Annotated in this window: 15 protein-coding genes and 1 tRNA gene; 5 read left to right on the top strand and 11 right to left on the bottom strand. The window is 70.8% G+C overall.

Annotated elements, in window-relative coordinates; all coding sequences use genetic code 11:
- Nucleotides 1-16 precede the first annotated feature (16 nt).
- From HFP48_RS01880 to HFP48_RS01855, 6 genes are all read right to left on the bottom strand, one after another.
- Entirely contained in the window at nucleotides 17-1948 is a 1932-nt protein-coding gene (locus HFP48_RS01880; protein WP_168578931.1) for an ABC transporter ATP-binding protein, read from the bottom strand.
- A complete protein-coding gene (locus HFP48_RS01875) occupies nucleotides 1945-3672 on the bottom strand; it encodes an ABC transporter ATP-binding protein (RefSeq protein WP_029547068.1) in 1728 nt (575 codons plus the stop codon). Before HFP48_RS01875 ends, HFP48_RS01880 begins: the two co-directional genes overlap by 4 nt.
- A gap of 82 nt (nucleotides 3673-3754) precedes the next feature.
- The gene (locus HFP48_RS01870) at nucleotides 3755-6097 is read right to left on the bottom strand and encodes an MMPL family transporter (RefSeq protein ID WP_168578930.1); all 2343 of its coding nucleotides are present in this window, start codon (nucleotides 6095-6097) and stop codon (nucleotides 3755-3757) included.
- 37 nt (nucleotides 6098-6134) lie between these two features.
- A complete protein-coding gene (locus tag HFP48_RS01865) occupies nucleotides 6135-6749 on the bottom strand; it encodes a TetR family transcriptional regulator (RefSeq protein WP_037201331.1) in 615 nt (204 codons plus the stop codon).
- Between the two features lie 78 nt (nucleotides 6750-6827).
- Nucleotides 6828-7289: an Rrf2 family transcriptional regulator gene (locus HFP48_RS01860; RefSeq protein ID WP_029547065.1), complete on the bottom strand. Its 462-nt coding sequence runs from the start codon at nucleotides 7287-7289 to the stop codon at nucleotides 6828-6830.
- Between the two features lie 116 nt (nucleotides 7290-7405).
- Entirely contained in the window at nucleotides 7406-8404 is a 999-nt protein-coding gene (locus HFP48_RS01855; RefSeq protein ID WP_168578929.1) for an ABC transporter permease, read from the bottom strand.
- A 95-nt stretch (nucleotides 8405-8499) separates the two neighbouring features.
- Here HFP48_RS01855 and HFP48_RS01850 point away from each other — a divergent pair, with 95 nt between their 5' ends.
- Both HFP48_RS01850 and HFP48_RS01845 read left to right on the top strand, forming a co-directional pair.
- Nucleotides 8500-9075 carry a TetR/AcrR family transcriptional regulator gene (locus HFP48_RS01850; RefSeq protein ID WP_168578928.1) on the top strand — a complete coding sequence of 192 codons (576 nt, stop codon included), beginning with the start codon at nucleotides 8500-8502 and terminating at the stop codon, nucleotides 9073-9075.
- Nucleotides 9076-9161: 86 nt separating this feature from the next.
- Nucleotides 9162-10112 carry a sterol desaturase family protein gene (locus tag HFP48_RS01845; RefSeq protein WP_168578927.1) on the top strand — a complete coding sequence of 317 codons (951 nt, stop codon included), beginning with the start codon at nucleotides 9162-9164 and terminating at the stop codon, nucleotides 10110-10112.
- A gap of 69 nt (nucleotides 10113-10181) precedes the next feature.
- On the opposite strand, the gene HFP48_RS01840 is transcribed toward HFP48_RS01845, so the two are convergent.
- The 3 genes from HFP48_RS01840 to HFP48_RS01830 all read right to left on the bottom strand — a co-directional run bounded on the left by HFP48_RS01840 (nucleotide 10182) and on the right by HFP48_RS01830 (nucleotide 11331).
- Nucleotides 10182-10272, bottom strand: a tRNA-Ser gene (locus HFP48_RS01840).
- Nucleotides 10273-10317: 45 nt separating this feature from the next.
- Nucleotides 10318-10791: a nucleoside deaminase gene (locus tag HFP48_RS01835; RefSeq protein WP_006944474.1), complete on the bottom strand. Its 474-nt coding sequence runs from the start codon at nucleotides 10789-10791 to the stop codon at nucleotides 10318-10320.
- The gene (locus HFP48_RS01830; RefSeq protein ID WP_029547061.1) at nucleotides 10792-11331 is read right to left on the bottom strand and encodes a tRNA adenosine deaminase-associated protein; all 540 of its coding nucleotides are present in this window, start codon (nucleotides 11329-11331) and stop codon (nucleotides 10792-10794) included. It lies immediately after the preceding gene.
- Between the two features lie 48 nt (nucleotides 11332-11379).
- On the opposite strand from HFP48_RS01830, the gene HFP48_RS01825 reads away from it, so the two are divergent.
- Together HFP48_RS01825 and HFP48_RS01820 are read left to right on the top strand one after the other, a co-directional pair.
- Complete coding sequence (locus HFP48_RS01825) at nucleotides 11380-12342, top strand: prephenate dehydrogenase (protein ID WP_044476377.1); 963 nt, start codon at nucleotides 11380-11382, stop codon at nucleotides 12340-12342.
- Nucleotides 12330-13679, top strand: coding sequence for an amidase (locus HFP48_RS01820; protein WP_168578926.1), 1350 nt, complete (start codon nucleotides 12330-12332; stop codon nucleotides 13677-13679). Before HFP48_RS01825 ends, HFP48_RS01820 begins: the two co-directional genes overlap by 13 nt.
- Before the next feature lie 38 nt (nucleotides 13680-13717).
- Here the strand turns inward: HFP48_RS01820 and HFP48_RS01815 are convergent, their stop codons facing one another.
- The gene (locus HFP48_RS01815) at nucleotides 13718-14329 is read right to left on the bottom strand and encodes a putative glycolipid-binding domain-containing protein (protein ID WP_072633992.1); all 612 of its coding nucleotides are present in this window, start codon (nucleotides 14327-14329) and stop codon (nucleotides 13718-13720) included.
- A 217-nt stretch (nucleotides 14330-14546) separates the two neighbouring features.
- Here HFP48_RS01815 and HFP48_RS01810 point away from each other — a divergent pair, with 217 nt between their 5' ends.
- Nucleotides 14547-15683 carry a GIY-YIG nuclease family protein gene (locus HFP48_RS01810; protein WP_006944466.1) on the top strand — a complete coding sequence of 379 codons (1137 nt, stop codon included), beginning with the start codon at nucleotides 14547-14549 and terminating at the stop codon, nucleotides 15681-15683.
- 81 nt (nucleotides 15684-15764) lie between these two features.
- Here HFP48_RS01810 and HFP48_RS01805 read toward each other — a convergent pair whose 3' ends face one another.
- The gene (locus HFP48_RS01805; protein WP_029547057.1) at nucleotides 15765-16373 is read right to left on the bottom strand and encodes a hypothetical protein; all 609 of its coding nucleotides are present in this window, start codon (nucleotides 16371-16373) and stop codon (nucleotides 15765-15767) included.
- Nucleotides 16374-16557 lie beyond the last annotated feature (184 nt).

Raw genomic sequence — 16557 nt, 5'->3', positions numbered from 1 at the left:
GCCCGTACTCGCCCGGTCATTCCACGAGGGCGCGGAACTGCGCGTCGTACAACCGGAAGTAGGCGCCGCCGGCTTCGAGGAGCTCGTCGTGCGTGCCCTGTTCCACGATGCGCCCGTGCTCCATCACCACGATCCGGTCCGCGTCGCGGATGGTCGACAGCCGGTGCGCGATCACGAAACTGGTGCGGTCCCGGCGCAGCACCGCCGTCGCGTGCTGCACGAGCAGCTCGGTGCGGGTGTCGACCGAGCTGGTGGCCTCGTCGAGGATCAGGATGGACGGCTGCGCGAGGAAGGCGCGGGCCGTGGTGATCAGCTGCCGCTCCCCCGCGCTGATGTTGCCGGCGTCCTCGTCGATCACGGTGTCGTAGCCGTCGGGCAGGGAACGCACGAACCGGTCGACGTAGCTGATGCGGGCGGCCTCGAGGATCTGGTCCTCGGTGGCGTCCGGCCTGCCGTAGGCGATGTTGTCGCGGATGGTGCCCCCGAAGAGCCAGGTGTCCTGCAGCACCATCCCGATACGCGAGCGCAGCTCGTCGCGGCTCATGGTCGTGATGTCCACGCCGTCGACGAGGATTCGTCCCGAATCCAGTTCGTAGAAGCGCAGGATCAGGTTCACCAGGGTGGTCTTGCCCGCGCCGGTGGGCCCGACGATCGCGACCATCTGCCCCGGCGCGACGCGCAGGTCGAGATGCTCGATCAGCGGTCGCTCCGGCAGGTACGAGAACGAGACGTCCTCGAACTCGACCAGGCCGTGCCGCCCCCACGGGGTGACGGGGGCAGGCGAGTCGGGCTCCTGTTCGGGTTCGTCGAGGATCTCGAACACCCGCTCGGCGGACGCCGCCGCGGACTGCAGCAGGTTGACCATCGCGCCGATCTGGCCGAGCGGCTGACCGAGCTGCCGCGAGTACTGGATCAGGGCCTGCACCTCGCCGAGGCTGACGGTGCCCGACGCGACCCGCAGCCCGCCGAGCACGGCGATCGCGACGTAGCTGAGGTTGCTCATGAACATCACCAGCGGCATCACCAGACCGGAGACGAACTGGGCGCGGAACCCGGCCCGGAACAATTCGTCGTTGGTCTCGGTGAAGCGACGCTCGACCTCGGCGGTCCGGCCGAAGGCGGTGACGAGTTCGTGGCCGGTGAAGGCCTCCTCGATCTGGCCGTTGAGGTTGCCGGTGGCCTTCCACTGGGTCACGAAGTGCCGTTTGGACCGCTTCGCCACCACCGCGGTCACCACCACCGACGCCGGCACCATGAGGATCGCGACGAGCGCGAGCAGCGGCGAGATCCACACCATCATCACGACGAGCCCGAGCAGGGTGAGCACCGACAGCACCAGCTGGCTGATCGACTGCTGCAAGCCCTGCGAGATGTTGTCGATGTCGTTGGTGACGCGGCTGAGCAGATCACCGCGGGAATGGGAGTCGAAATAGCGCAACGGCAGCGCGTGCACCTTGCGTTCCACCCGGGATCGCAGATCGCGGATGACGCGCTGCACGATCTCGTTGAGCCCGTACGCCGCCAGCCAGATCAGGCCCGACGACAGCAGGTACAGCGCGAGCACGAACACGAGGGTGCGGCCGAGGGCGGCGAAGTCGATGCCCGCGCCCGGCACGAGCGACATGGCCGACACCATCTCCGCGAACTGGTCGCGTCCCTGCGCCCGCAGCGCCTCGACCGCCTGTTCCTTCGACAGCCCGGCGGGCAGCTGACGGCCGATCACCCCGCTGAAGATCAGGTCGGTGGCGTGGCCGAGAATGCGGGGCGCCACCGAGGACGCCACCACCCCGAGCACGGCCAGGACGAGCACCACGGCCGCGGCCCACCGGTGCGGCCGCAACAGGCCGACGAGCCGTTTGGTGGCCGGCCACTTCTGCCGTGCCCGGTTCTCCGGCGCGCCCGGGTCCACACCCCCGAGCCGCGGCCCCGCCTCCTTGCGCTCGGTCATGCGGTCACCATGCGCTGCGACTCGACGATCTCGGCGTAGGTCGGGCAGCTCGCGAGCAGTTCCAGATGCGTGCCCGAGCCGACGACGGCCCCGCCGTCGAGGACGACGATGCGGTCGGCGTCGAGCACCGTGGACACCCGTTGCGCGACGACCACGACGCACGCATCGCGGGTCTCCGGGAACAGTGCCTCCCGCAGCCGCGCGTCGGTGGCCTGGTCCAGGGCCGAGAACGCATCGTCGAACAGGTAGATCGACGGCCGGCGGACCAGAGCCCGGGCGATGGCCAGGCGCTGGCGCTGCCCGCCCGAGACCGTGGTGCCGCCCTGGGCGACGAGGGTGTTCAGCCCCTCCGGCATCGCCCGGACGAAGTCCGCGGCCTGTGCGACCTCGAGGGCGTGCCAGAGCTCGTCGTCGGTCGCGTCGGCGCGGCCGTACCGCAGATTGTCGGCGACGGTGCCGGAGAACAGGTAGGCCCGCTGCGGCACGAGACCGATCGCGGCGCGCAGCACCTGCGGGTCCAGGTCACGCACATCGGTGCCGCCCACCAGGACCGAGCCGGCGGTGACGTCGATCAGCCGCGGGATCAGCCGCAGCAGGGTCGTCTTGCCGGAGCCGGTACCGCCGATCACGGCGGTCGTGCTGCCGGGCTCGGCCCGGAACGTCACGTCGCGCAGGACGGGCGCGTCGGCGCCGGGATACGCGAAGGCCGCACCCCGCAGCTCGAGGGTCACGGGGGTGGCGAGGGTGCGGACGGGCCGAGCCGGCGCCGGCAGCGACGATTCGGTGTCGAGCACGTCGAGGATCCGCTCGGCACACACCGCCGCGCGCGGCGCCATCATCGCCACGAACGACGTCATCATCACCGCCATGAGGATCTGCATGATGTAGCTCAGCAGCGCGGTGAGGGATCCGACCTGCATGTCACCGGTGTCGATCCGGTGGCCGCCGAACCACAGCACGGCCACGCTCGTGGCGTTGGCGATGAGCATCACGAGCGGGAACAGCAGGGCGTTGATGCGGCCGACGTGCAGGGCCGTGTCGGTCAGTTCCACGTTGGCGACCTCGAACCGGTCCCGTTCGGTGCGCTCGCGCACGAACGCCCGCACCACGCGGATGCCGGTGATCTGTTCGCGCAGTACCCGGTTGACGGCGTCGATGCGCACCTGCATCACCCGGAAGGCGGGCACCATCCTCGCGATCAGGACGAACATGGTGACCGCGAGGACGGGAACGGCAGCGACGAGCACCAGCGACGTGCCGGCGTCCTCGCGCAGCGCCATGACGATGCCACCGATACCCATGATCGGGGCCATCACCACGATGGTGCAGCTCATCAGCACGAGCATCTGCACCTGCTGCACGTCGTTGGTGTTGCGGGTGATGAGCGACGGCGCGCCGAACCGGCCGAACTCGCGGGCGGAGAATCCGCCGACGCGCCGGAGCACGGCGAGCCGCACGTCGCGGCCGACGGCCATGGCGGTGCGCGCCGCGAAGTACACCGAACCGATCGAGCAGCCGATCTGCACCGAGCTGATCGCCAGCATCACCGCGCCGGTGGTGAGGATGTACCCGATGTCGCCGCGGGCGACGCCGTAGTCGATCAGGTCGGCGTTGAGCGCCGGCAGGATCAGCATGGTGCCGGTGGCCACCATCTGCAGCAGCACCACCGCGATCAGCGCCCCCCGGTGAGGGCGCAGGAACCGCGGGAGCAACCGGACCAGCATGATCACCACGCTACCGGTGCAGCAGCCCGGTTCCCGGCACCTTTTCCGCCCGCGAGGGAACGGAAAAGGCGCCCGGGTCCGGTCATGTGTGCGCCGGCTCGCGGCTGGGCTCGGGGACGGTCAGCTCGCGGCGGAGCTTCTCGCCCTCGACGTCCACGTTCGGCAGGATGCGGTCCAGCCACGTCGGCAGCCACCAGGCCTTGTCGCCGAGCAGCGCCATCACCGCGGGGATGATCACCATGCGCACGACGAACGCGTCGAAGAACACGGCGGCGGCGAGCGCGAAGCCGATCGACTTGATGAACGAGTTCGGCTCGGCGATGAAGGCGGCGAACACCGAGATCATGATGACCGCCGCCGCGGTGACCACCCGGGCACCGTGGGCGAATCCGATCCGCACGGCCTCCTTCGCGGACGCGCCGTGGACGAATTCCTCCCGCATGCGGGTCACCAGGAAGACCTGGTAGTCCATCGCCAGGCCGAACACCACGCCGATGAGGAAGATCGGCATGAAGCTGACGATCGGCTGCGGGTTGGAGACCAGCCCGCCCCAGCCCTCCTGGAAGACCGCGACGGTCGCGCCGAACGTCGCCAGGACGCTGAGCAGGAATCCGAGGGTCGCGGTCAGCGGCACCAGGATCGACCGGAACACGAGCATCAGCAGGATGAACGCGAGTCCGACGACCACCGCGAGGTACGGGACGAGCGCGCTCTGCAGGGTCTCGGACACGTCGCCTTCGAGGGCGGTCTGTCCGGTGATGCCGTAGGAGACGCCGATCTCGTCGTGCAGCTGGGCCTCCTGGTCGCGGATGCTCGACACGAGGTCCATCGTCGCCGGCTCGCTGGGGCCCGACCGGGGGGTGACCATGATCTGCGCGGTGTCACCGGCCTGGTTGACGGCCACGATCTGGGCGTTGACCACCTCGTCCTGCTCGTACAGGCGCTGCACGACCTCCCCGAACGCCTTCTGCGGCGCGACGGTGGCCTCGCGGGCGTCGGCGACGACGAGCAGCGGGCCGTTGCGGCCGGGACCGAACGCCTCGTTCACGAGGTCGTAGGCCTGACGGGCGCTGGTCTTCGGGTCGCCGGTGGCCTCGGTGGGCAGGGCGAGCTGCAGGTTCGCGCCGGGCAGCGCGAGGATGCCGAGCAGCAGCACGCCGGCGACGAGCGGGATCAGCGGCTTGCCGGTGGCCCAGCGGATGTAGCGCTGGGCGGCGCTCGGCTTGTCGGTGTCGGCCTCCGGGTCGTGGTCCTTCAGGCCCGGGATGCGGCCGGCGAACGCCTTGCGGCCGAACAGGCCGAGGATCGCCGGCAGCAGGGTGATCGCGATGAGCACGGCGATGAACACCGTGAATGCGGCCGCGTAGCCCATGGCGGACAGGAACGGGATCCCCACCACGCTGAGGGCCATCAGGGCGATGATCACGGTCAGGCCGGCGAACACGACGGCGGAGCCGGCGGTGCCCACGGCACGTCCGGCCGCCTCGGCACGGTCGGCGGTGACGGTGATCTCGTGCCGGAACCGGGAGACGATGAACAGCGAGTAGTCGATCGCGACGGCGAGACCGATCATGATCGCCAGCGTCGGGGTCATCGAGCTCAGGTCGGCGAAACCGGTGGCGATGGTGATGCCGAGGCTGCCGATGGCGATGCCGATGATGGCGGTGATCAGGGGCAGGCCCGCGGCGACGAGCGAGCCGAAGGTGATGGCGAGGACGACGGCGGCGATGCCGATGCCGATGAGTTCGGTGACGCCGCCGGGCATCTCGGCCTCCGCGGCGGCGGTGCCGCTGACCTGGACGTTCAGGCCCGCGTCCCGGCCGATCTCCGCGGCCGCGGCGATCTGCTCACGCATCGTGTCGTCGACGTCTCCGAAGCCGCCCTCGAACGGGACGGAGACGAATCCGACGGTGCGGTCCGGGCTCAGTGGCGACAGCGCGGCCGCGTCGGCGAGCGCGGTCTCCTCCGGCTTGCCCTGTTGCTCGGCGGCGGCCTTCATCTGTTCGACGAGACCGGCGTTCGCGGTGACGGGGTCGACGAGGACGGCGGCCTGCTGCTCGGGGGTGGCGACGGCCGGGTCGATCTTGGCGGCGGCGGTCACCTTGTCGATCCCGCGGATCGCCGCCAGCACCTCGTTCATCGCCGCGAGGTTCTGTGGTTCGTCGAGGGTCCCGCCGTCGGGGGCGGCGAACACGTAGCGCGCGCTGAGCGCGTTCATCGGGTCCGCGGCGTTCGGGAACCGTTCGGCGAGCAGGTCCTGCGTCTGCTGCGCGGGAGTGCCGGGGATGGAGAACGAGTCCGTCGTCGGCCCGGACAGGGTGGCCGCACCCACGCCGAAGAGGACGAGGATCGCCAGCCAGAGGGAGAGGACCGTGCCTTTTCGCCGATAGGCGAACTTGCCGATCCGATAGAGATAGGTCGCCACGGGGAACCTCGTCTTCCGGATGTGTCGTGCAGGTGTCTTAGGAAAGGCCTTGCCGCAGCTGCCCGAAGGCGGCACGGACGAGTTCCTCGGGGGAAGCCGCCCCCGAAGTGCCGGCGAGCCACAGTTCGACTGCCGACTTCATGGCCGAGACCGCGGCGTAGCGGACCAGGCTCGGGTACAGGTCGACCCGGGGATCGGTGCCGGTGCGCTCGGCGATGGCCTCGACGAGCAGTTGCGAGGCGCGCACTTCCATCTCGACGCGGCGCGCCAGCAGTGCCGGGCTCTGATCGACGAGTTCCATGGTCGAACACATCTCGACGAAGTCGCCGTCCGGCTCCGAAACGATCTGCCGGGCGACGGCTTCCATGGAGTCCCATACGGGTTCCCCGGCGGGCCGTGAGTGCAGGCGCCCGACCCAGGAGTGCACCAACCCCTCGAGATGCGCGAGGACGGCCTCCTCCTTGCTCGCGAAGTAGTTGTGGAAGGTGCGGGTGGACACGCCCGCCTTCGCGGCGATGGCGTCGGCGGTGACGCCGTCGATGCCCTTGGCGCGGGCAAGGTCGGCCGCGGCGGCAACGAGCGCTGCCCGCGTGGCGGCCTTCTTGCGGTCACGCAGTCCGGGCGGATTGGTCACGTCTTCCACGGTACGCATCTTGCAGAGCCCTGCAAATTTGCAGAGAACTGCAAGAATATGCGGTTGCCCACACCGCCCCGGGCGTTGTGGCAGCGCTCACGTGCGCCGGCGTTCCCAGGCGCCCGGATCGGCGGTCAGGTCGGCCACGAACCGCGGAAGATCGTCCGCGACGACGTCGGCGAGGGTGACCTCCTCGAGGACGGCCCGCAGATTCACCCGCACCGCGATCCATACGTCGCGCAGGCGTTCGGCCGGGCCGGTGTAGACCACATCCTCGGGCCGCTCGCCGCGCACCGACGCGAGCGGGCCTTCCACTGTGCGGATGATGTCCGCGATGGAGATCTCGTCGGCCGGGCGGGCCAGCCAGTACCCCCCTTCGGGGCCGCGACGGCTGTGCACCAGTCCGCCGCGGCGCAGATCCCCGAGGACCGCCTCGAGGAACTTGTGCGGGATGCGCTGCGCCCGGGCCAGCCCCTCCGCCTTGGCGGGCGCCTCGCCGGCCGCCGCGAGTTCGAGCAGGGTGCGCACGGCATAGTCCACCCGGGCGGTGATATGCACGTCGCACTCCTCGGTTCGCGCCTGGCCGCCGGGCGCCGGCGGACACACGATTCCTACCAAACCGGAGGGAAAGCGCGCGACGCGGCCGCGGTCATGCGACGACGGTGCAACTGCGGTCATGCGACGACGGTGCGACGACGTGCCGACGCCGCGCACAATGCGAGCCCGGCGACGACCCATGCGCTCAGCACCAGCACCGCCGTCCCGCCGCCGTGCCCGTCGAAGAAGGCCACCGAACGGACCAGCGTGCCGGCGGCGCCGGGTGGCAGCAGCTGACCGAAGGTGCCCCACCCCTGCGGCAGCCACGCTGCGGTGGTCGCGAAGCCCGACAGCGGGTTGCCGACGAACATCATCAGGACCGCCCCGGCACCGAAACCGGGCAGCCCGAAGAGCGACTCGAGGCCGAGCAGTGGCAGCGAGACGGCGGCCAGGCCCAGCGTGAGCGCTCCGGCGGTGGCCCAGTAGTTCCCGGTCAGGCTGCCGAACCCGAACTGCAGGACGGCAGTGAGGGTCAGCCCCGCGAGCACCGCGAAGCCGACCGCGCCGAACACGCGCAGGCCGACCCGCCGGGGGAACAGCCGGACGAGGGCGATCGCGGGCACCAGACCGCCCAGGACCAGGGGCAGGGCCAGCGAGTTCAGGCCGGCCCCCGCCGGGTCGTCGGCCGGCAGCGGCACGACGTCGCGCACGGGAATGGGCCGGCCGACGGCCTCCGACAGGCCGGTGGCCGTGGCGGTGAGAACCTGAGCGACGGGGGCGCCGCCGGCCCCGGCGACATACATCGCGGGCCCGTCCGGCCCGACGGCGAGGCCACCGACGACCTCGCGGTGCTCGATGGCGCTGCGCAGCGCCTCCGCGTCGGCGTACCGCTGCGGCGCGAACGCACCGGGCCGGGCACCGGAGAGGCCGGCCTCGATCTGGGCGACGGCCTGGTCCGGCCCGGCGATGCCGATCTTCAGCGCGTGCGGGCCGCTGTTCACGGCGGGCGCGGCGAATGCGAACAGCATCAGGGCGATGACGGCGGTGAGCGCGAGCACGACGCCGGCGACGCGTACCGCGTCCGGCGGGGCGTGCCGCGCCGTGGAGGTGTCCGGGGAGGAGGTCGGGGCAACCATGACGGCTCCTTGAAGTGGAGGATTGTTCTCCGTTTATGTGGAGTATATTCCTCCGGTAGGAGCGGGGTGTCAACCCGCCGAACACAGGAGATCCCATGCGCGCCGATGCCGCCCGCCGCCGCGAGGCCCTGATCCTCGCGGCCCGCGACGTGCTCGCCGAACGCGGGCACGACGCACCCCTCGATGCCATCGCCGCGCGCGCCGGCGTCGGCATCGCCACCCTCTACCGCAACTTCCCCACCCGCGACGATCTCGCGCACGCCGTGGCCCGTCGCACCCTCGACGAGGCGGGCGCGGCGGCGGATCGCGCCCTCGCCGCGATGGCGTCGGACCCCGAACGTGCCTGGGCCGAATTCGTCGACACCGCCGTCCGGCTGCGGCTCGGCGCCCTGATCCCGGCTCTCATCGTCGAGAGCTACCGGGAACTGCCCGACGACGTTCTCGAGATCCGGGAGGGCACCAAGGCGCGCGTCACCGAGCTCGTCCACGCCGCACAGCAGGCAGGCCTCGTCCGCGACGACGTCCAGCCGATCGAGGTGATCATGGCGGTGGCCCGGCTGACCCGCCCCCACGTGCGGTTCGTCGACGACGTCGTGCCCGCCCTCGTGCCCCGGATGATCGCGATCTACCTCGCCGGCCTGCGTCCGGACGGGCGGCCGCTCCCGCAGTGACCGCCCGGCGGCCCTCGCCCGCCGTAGTGACCGTCACCACATTCCGGTAGATTGGACGCCTGTTCACATCACTCCCGGAGGACCGAATGTGGGAGACCCTGACGGCGTCCTGGGCGTCGCTGCTCGAGCCCCTGCACGACCCCGTCGCGTTGGCCATCCCGGCGTTCCTGCTCTTCCTCGCCCTCGAATGGGCCGCCGCCCGCACGCTCGAGCACGTCGAACCCGGCGACGACGGGCACACCCGTCCGCCGCGCGGCGGCTACGAGGCCATCGACGCGCGCACGAGCATCTCCATGGGATTGGTCTCCATCGGCACCAGCGCCGCCTGGAAGGTGCTGGCCCTCGTCGGCTACTCGGCGATCTGGGTGTACCTCGCACCGTGGCACCTACCGGCGGACGCCTGGTACACGTGGGCGATCCTGATCCTCGGCATCGACCTGCTCTACTACTGGTACCACCGGACAGCGCACCGGGTGCGGCTCGTGTGGGCCACCCACCAGGCACACCACTCGAGCGAGTACTTCAACTTCGCCACGGCCCTGCGCCAGAAATGGAACAACAGCGGCGAGATCCTCATGTGGCTGCCGCTGCCCTTCCTCGGCATCCCGCCGTGGATGGTGTTCGTCGGATTCTCCGTCTCGCTCGTGTACCAGTTCTTCGTGCACACCGAGCGGGTGGGCACGCTGCCCCGGCCCGTCGAGTTCGTGTTCAACACCCCGTCACACCATCGTGTGCACCACGGGTGCGACCCCGAATACCTCGACCGCAACTACGGCGGCATCCTGATCCTGTGGGACCGCCTGTTCGGTACCTTCCGCCGCGAGACCCACCGCCCCACGTACGGACTCACCAAGCCCGTCGGCACCTACAACATCTGGCGGCTGCAGACGCACGAGTACCAGGCCATCGCCCGCGACTGGCGGGCCGCCACGAGGTGGCGCGACAAGCTCGGCTACGCGTTCGGCCCGCCCGGCTGGGTGCCGCAGCGACCGACCACCGTCGCGAGTGCGCAGTTGTCGTCACGACACGCCGGGTGAAGCGACCGGAACTGCGCATTCGACGAACGAAAACGGCCCCGATCCGGTCAACCGGATCGGGGCCGTTCTTGGCGGTGGCGGAGGGATTTGAACCCTCGGACGGGGGTTACCCGTCACACGCTTTCGAGGCGTGCTCCTTAGGCCGCTCGGACACGCCACCGCCCACGACTTTACCGGATTCGGTCCCGGAGTTGAAATCCGCAGGTCACCGGCGTTCGGCGAGACGCTGGGCCCGGAAGAAGTCCTCGAGCACCGCCGCGCATTCGTCCTCGAGCACGCCGCCGCGCACCTGTGGGCGGTGGGTGAGCCGACGATCACGCACCACGTCCCACAGCGACCCGACCGCACCCGTCTTCGGCTCCCATGCCCCGAATACCACGCGGTGCACCCTGGCCAGCACCAGCGCGCCCGCACACATCGTGCACGGCTCCAGCGTCACGGCCAGCGTCGTGCCCTCGAGCCGCCAGCCGTCGCCGTGCACCTTCGCCGCCGCGCGCAGCGCCAGCACCTCCGCATGAGCCGTCGGATCGCCCGTGGCCTCCCGCGAATTCGCCGCACGGGCCAGCTCGGTCCCGTCCGCATCGAACAGCACAGCACCCACCGGCACGTCGCCGGCCGGCGCCGCGGCGGCCGCCTCCAGCGCGGCCCGGATCATTGCCTCGTCGTCGCGCAGGCCCATCTAGGGGCGCAGCTTGTCCAGCGTCGTGGCGAGGACGTCGTCGAATCCCAGCCGCTGGGCGATCTCCTCGATCTGCTCGTCCGGATACAGATCGGACTCGGCGGCGATCACCGCCAGCACCGGCTCCGGCAATCCCAAGTCCGCGAGAATCCCCAGATCGCCCTCCTCCCACGGCTCGATGTCGTCGAGCTCGTCGGGGTCGATATCCGGGATTTCGATGTTCAACGCGTCGAGCACGTCGGCGGCGATGTCGTAGTCGATCGCCATGGTCGCGTCGGACAGCAGCAGACGCGTGCCCGACGGGGCGGGCCGGACGATGACGAAGAACTCGTCGTCCACGTTGAGCAACCCGAAGATCGCGCCGGTGCTGCGCAGCTCGCGCAGCTCCCGGTCGGCCACCTCGAGGCTCGTCAACACCGCCGCCGACAGTGCCTTGCACTTCCAGCGACCGTCCTCCCGCGTCACGGCGACCCCGAACCCGTCGAGGTCCTCAGTCGAACTCACGGAAGGGCTCTTGTTCCCCGCACGCTGCGCAGCCATGGGCGCAACGGTAGTCGGCGCAGTCCCGTGAATGAAGTCCAGCGGGCGATGTGCCAACCTGTTCGGGTGCCCACCTCCGCGTCCACCCCGCCCGTGTGTGTGCTCGGCCTCGGCCTGATCGGCGGATCGTTGCTGCGTGCGGCCGTCGCCGCGGGTCGCGAGGCCTGGGGATACAACCGGTCGGCGGAGCCCGTCGAGGCCGCGCGGGCCGACGGATTCGACGCCTCTACCGACCTGCCGGCCACGCTGCGGCGCGCCGCGGAATCCGACGCCCTCGTCGTCGTCGCCGTGCCCGTGCCCGCGGTGGACGCGGTGCTCGCCGCCGTCGCCGAGCACGCCCCGCACGCCGCGCTGACCGACGTGGTCAGCGTCAAGTCGCAGGTCGCCGCCGCTGTCGCCGCCCACGGGCTGTCCGCCCGCTTCGTCGGCGGCCATCCCATGGCCGGCACCGCCGAGTCCGGCTGGTCGGCAGGATTCGCGGAACTGTTCCGCGACGCGGTGTGGGTGGTCACCGTGGACGACGGCACCGACCCCGTGGTGTGGACGCAGGTCGCCGATCTCGCCCTCGACTGCGGTTCCGTCGTCGTGCCCGCCGAATCGGGTGAGCACGACGCCGCGGTCGCCCGCGTCTCGCACCTGCCGCACCTGCTCGCCGAGGCACTGGCGCTGTCCGGGGCCGCCGGAGGCGACCTGGCGCTGGGCCTGGCCGCCGGCTCGTTCCGCGACGGCACCCGCGTCGCCGGGACGGCACCCGCGCTGGTCGACGCGATGTGCGAGGGCAACGCCACGGCGCTGCTCACGACCCTCGACGAGACCCTCGAGGTGCTGCGCCTCGCCCGCGAGCGACTCGCCGACGGCAGCACCGCCGAGCTGACCGCCGCCGGTCACGCCGCCCGGCGACGATTCGAGCAGCGCGCACGGCGGCCCGTCACCGGCATCGTCCCCGGCGATGCCGACTGGATCGCCCGGCTGCGCGAGGCCGGCCGCCGCGGCGAGGTGTGGACGCGGTGACACTGCGCGACACCACGGCGGCACTCGCGAAAGGCGAACTGACCGCCACCGGCCACGTCCGGCAGGTGCTGGCCGACCTCGACGCCCTCGACGGCACACCGTGGTCGAACCTCGTGGCCGCTCGCAACGACGCCGCCGCCCTCGAGTCCGCCGCTCGCGCCGACGCCGAGCTCGCGGCCGGCAACTGGATCGGCCCGCTGCACGGTGTCGCCGTCGCCGTCAAGGACAACATCGACGTCGCCGGGATGCCGACGCGGTGCGGGAGCAACGTCCTCGCCGACGCACCGCCGGCCGCACGGGACGCCAGGATCGTCGAGCGGCTCCGCGAGGCCGGCGCCGTCGTGGTCGCCAAGACGCACCTGCACGAGTTCGCGTACGGGCCGAGTGGCCTGGTCAACGCGTCCGGACCGGCCCGGCACCCGCACGATCCCACCCGGATCACCGGCGGCTCGTCCTCGGGGTCGGCGGCGCTCGTCGCCAAGGGCATCGTGCCGCTGGCACTGGGCACCGACACCGGATGCAGTGTGCGGACCCCGGCGGCACTGTGCGGCGTCGTCGGCCTCAAGCCCACCCGCGGCGCGTTGCCGGTCGACGGGGTGTTCCCCCTGTCCACCACCTTCGACCACGTGGGCCTGCTCGCCCGCGACGTCCTCGACGCAGGACTGGCGTGGGGTGCGCTGCCCGGGATCGCACACCTGCGCACGCCCGTCTCGGGTCTGCGGGTCGGGCGGCTGCGCGGCGGCCTCTGGGACGTGCCCGACGCCGCATTCGAGTCCGCGCTCGACGACGCCTGCCGCACGCTCACCCACCTCGGTGCGGAGGTACGGGACGTGACGCTGCCGGAGACCGACGACCTGCTCGCCGTGTATCCCGTCGTCACCGGCTCGGAGGCGTACGAAACCCATCAGCGCTGGTTCGAGAACGACCCGGACCTCTACCAGCCGGCCACCGCGGCGCTGCTCGCGGCTCAGCGGGACCGTCCGGCGACGGACTACGTGCGGGCCGTGCGAACGGCCGCCCGGCTGCGCCGCGACGTCCTGCGCCGGCTACGCCGCGACGACGGGCTCGACGCCCTGATCACCGTCACCACCCCGCTGCGATCGGCCGCACTCGACAGCGACCCCGCCGCGCTCCGGGGGCCGCTGTTGCAGATGTGCATCCCGTTCAGCGTGCTCGGCGTACCTGCGGTGTCGGTTCCCGCGCCGGGCGGCGGGGACTTTCCCATCGGCGTACAGGTGATCGGATTGACCACCGGGACCGGCGGGCACGGCAGTCACCCCGCAGAGTCCACTGCCCTCGCACTGGCGATGGCAGTGGAGGGCAGCGCCCTCTCCTGAAACTGCGAGGGCAGCGCCCTCTCCTGAAACAGCCCGGCCTAGATCCGCCCCGCCAGACCGGGGTAGTCCACGACGAAACCGTCGCCGTCCACCGTCACCGAGGAGCTGGAGACCGGGGACAGGACGTGGATGCCGTCGGCCGCGCTGCTGTAGACGAGGGTGGCCTCCTCGATGCCGAGGTCGAGCAGGTTCACGTAGACGACCGGAACCTCGAGTTCGTCCGCGCCGGACTGCAGCCCGTAGCGGCGGATCGGCAGCGCATTGAAGAACGGGCTGAGGATGACATCGACGTCGAGTGCCCCGCCGAACGCCGAACGCTGGTGCTGGGTGCCGTTGTCGACCATCCAGATGCCCTCCTCGGACCGGCTGATCGACATGTGCCTCTCGCCGGCGGCCACGGTCGTGCGCACCGACAACCGGCGCGTCACACCGTTCTCGTCGGTCACGAGGTCGTACGACGCGCTGAACGCGGGGTGCTCCGCGCACTGCGCGCCGACGATGCGACCCGCCGCCTTGATGCGACTGCCGCTCAGTTGGACACGCACCGACTCCATCCGAGGAACGTCGTACGCCCGCCACGTCAGAATCGCGGGCCAGTTCGATGCTGGGCTCGCCGCAGACCGCGCGGCATCGGGGACTGGGATGCTCACGTGTCTACGTTAAGCGACGAGCCACCCCCAGGGAGCAGGGGTGCCGTGAATCGTGCCCTTCGTGTAGCCGACGACTACGGCGAACGTGGCGATCGTCACACCACGGGCGCGTGTCCGCGGCACCAAGACGCGGTTGCCGGGCGGTGACCACCGGCGTTGTGCAGCGCGTTTGAGCACGCAACCCGCTACCCGCAAGAGACTGGCCTACAGTCGCCTCATGCGTACCGTGTGGACAGTTCCTCAGAACATCGCCCAGATCCTCCTGGAGTCCCCCGAGATCCAGATGTTCCTGACCAGCAACGAGCTGCCCGATACCGCCGCGGACCCTCGTCAGCGCCTCGCCGAGTTCACTCGTGCGCTCGCCGCCCTGGCCCGCCACACCGGACGCGCCTTCGGCTCCGTCGATGCCGCCAACCGCGAACTGTTCGGCGGCTCCGCCGGCACCGTACCGGTCGCCTTGCGCCTCGCCGTCCTGCGCGAGATCGTCACCGACGTCGACGACCGCACCCCCACCCCGGACCCGCTGCCGGCGATGGTCGTCGAACAGCTCGGTGCCTATGTGTACGCCCTCGTCGATCCGCGCGACCACACCGTCCTGCACGTCGGACAGGGCCGCGGAAACCGCCTGTTCGCCTTGACCTGGACGGCACTCGGCGAAAACCACAAGCTCACCGCCGGCGGCGAGGCCCCGCCCGCCCACACCCCCGAAGCCGACGCGGCTGTGCACCGGATCCGTGCCGTCTACGACTCCGGCTACTCCGTGGGCCACTACGTCGTGGCCGACCGGGTGGCCCCGGCGGTCGACGCCGACCACGCCGCCGGCTTCACCGCGCAGGCCCTGGTCTCGGTGCTGGGGCTGCTCGAACCGCACGACGGCGAACTCGTGCTGACCAACCTCGTCGGCGCGACCGAGGAATCCGACCGGGTGGCCCACCCCATCGAGGAGCTGATACGTCAGTACTCCGCGGAGGCCGCACCCGAGCTGCCCACCCCGTGCGTCGTGCTGCGGATCACGGATGCGAAATCGGCTTCCCCCGAACAGGTCCGAGGACTCGCCGACCGTCCGTGGCCGGCCGGAGCCGCGGCACGCCGGGTCGACGGACTGCCCATCCTGGTGGTGGCGGACAACATCGTGCGCGGCGCCTACCGGGCCACCGGCTGGGAAGCGGCATCCCGCACCGAGGACAACGGCGGCACCATCCTCTACCGCTTCCTCGGCGACGCCGATCCCGAACTCGAGAAGCTCTTCGTCGACACCCGTCTGACGCCGGATCGGCTGGGACTCAAGCGCTGGCCGTCCCACGGCTGGGCGCCGCGGCTCACGCGGGCCCTGCCCCACCGGCCGAGGCCCTGACACTGCGGAACGGTTGACACTGCGGGGCGGTCCGGGCCGTGCCACCACGGCCCGGGCTTCCCTACTGTCGGCTGAGCCGGCTCACCTGCCGCTCGGGGTGAGAATGGGCTCGTGCAGGTCGTAGTAGTGCACGTCGCCGAGCAGGCGCATCTCCTCCTCCAGAAGCGGCCGCAGATCGTCGGGAATCTCCATCCGTTCGTGGGCCCGTGCCTCCTCCTCGGACGAGAAGTACACCGTCTCGACGTACCCGTCGTCACCGTAGGTGGCGAGCGTGCCGCCGATGATCTCGGGCCGCAGCTCATGTACCCGGTCCTGACCCTCGGCGAGCAGACTCTTCATCCGCCCGAGATCGGGGCAGTGCCCCTCCATGACCTGTACGAATCCTGCAGTGTCCGAGCCACCTTCCATCCACACCTCGACGTCACGGCAGTCGTGGACGGTGATCTCCCCGTCGAAGCACTGCTCGGCTTCGGCCCACCACGCGCCCTGCTCCGGACGTTCGCTGTTGCGGCGGGCCGCCTCCTCCGACTCGAACCGCGCCACCGACACGAAGGTGCCGTCGTCGCTGAATCCCGACGTGCTACCCAGATAGCCCACTGCGCCCGGGCGCAGCTCGTCCGTCCACCGCTGCAGGCAGGCCTTCAGTCCCTGCTCGTCGCGAACCGTCCCCTGCCAGACCTGAATGAACATCACTATCGCCTCCACGTGCGGGACAAGCCCGCACCCAACGGCTTCCGTGGCCGACCCGTCGCCGTCCACCGTCGGCGTCACCCGACGGCCGGCAATCGCGACCACCGTAGATTCAATGATTCGCCTGTGCCGGAGCACGGACAAGAGGGAGCGGGACCGGAACATGCGGAAATGCCGGAAGCCC

The organism is Rhodococcus sp. DMU1, assembly GCF_012272955.1.
GTDB lineage: Bacteria > Actinomycetota > Actinomycetes > Mycobacteriales > Mycobacteriaceae > Rhodococcus > Rhodococcus aetherivorans.
The sequence above is the reverse complement of the archived record's forward strand: the minus strand, read 5'-3'. Positions and strand labels throughout refer to the sequence as shown.

What these genes read in the sequence shown, in the direction of transcription:
- HFP48_RS01865 (WP_037201331.1), bottom strand. Translation starts at nt 6,749, where the DNA reads ATGCGTACCGTGGAAGACGTGACCAATCCGCCCGGACTGCGTGACCGC.
- HFP48_RS01810 (WP_006944466.1), top strand. Translation starts at nt 14,547, where the DNA reads ATGCGTACCGTGTGGACAGTTCCTCAGAACATCGCCCAGATCCTCCTG.
- HFP48_RS01825 (WP_044476377.1), top strand. Translation starts at nt 11,380, where the DNA reads ATGTGCCAACCTGTTCGGGTGCCCACCTCCGCGTCCACCCCGCCCGTG.
- HFP48_RS01880 (WP_168578931.1), bottom strand. Translation starts at nt 1,948, where the DNA reads ATGACCGAGCGCAAGGAGGCGGGGCCGCGGCTCGGGGGTGTGGACCCG.
- HFP48_RS01835 (WP_006944474.1), bottom strand. Translation starts at nt 10,791, where the DNA reads ATGGGCCTGCGCGACGACGAGGCAATGATCCGGGCCGCGCTGGAGGCG.
- HFP48_RS01855 (WP_168578929.1), bottom strand. Translation starts at nt 8,404, where the DNA reads ATGGTTGCCCCGACCTCCTCCCCGGACACCTCCACGGCGCGGCACGCC.
- HFP48_RS01805 (WP_029547057.1), bottom strand. Translation starts at nt 16,373, where the DNA reads ATGTTCATTCAGGTCTGGCAGGGGACGGTTCGCGACGAGCAGGGACTG.
- HFP48_RS01850 (WP_168578928.1), top strand. Translation starts at nt 8,500, where the DNA reads ATGCGCGCCGATGCCGCCCGCCGCCGCGAGGCCCTGATCCTCGCGGCC.
- HFP48_RS01845 (WP_168578927.1), top strand. Translation starts at nt 9,162, where the DNA reads ATGTGGGAGACCCTGACGGCGTCCTGGGCGTCGCTGCTCGAGCCCCTG.
- HFP48_RS01830 (WP_029547061.1), bottom strand. Translation starts at nt 11,331, where the DNA reads ATGGCTGCGCAGCGTGCGGGGAACAAGAGCCCTTCCGTGAGTTCGACT.
- HFP48_RS01875 (WP_029547068.1), bottom strand. Translation starts at nt 3,672, where the DNA reads ATGCTGGTCCGGTTGCTCCCGCGGTTCCTGCGCCCTCACCGGGGGGCG.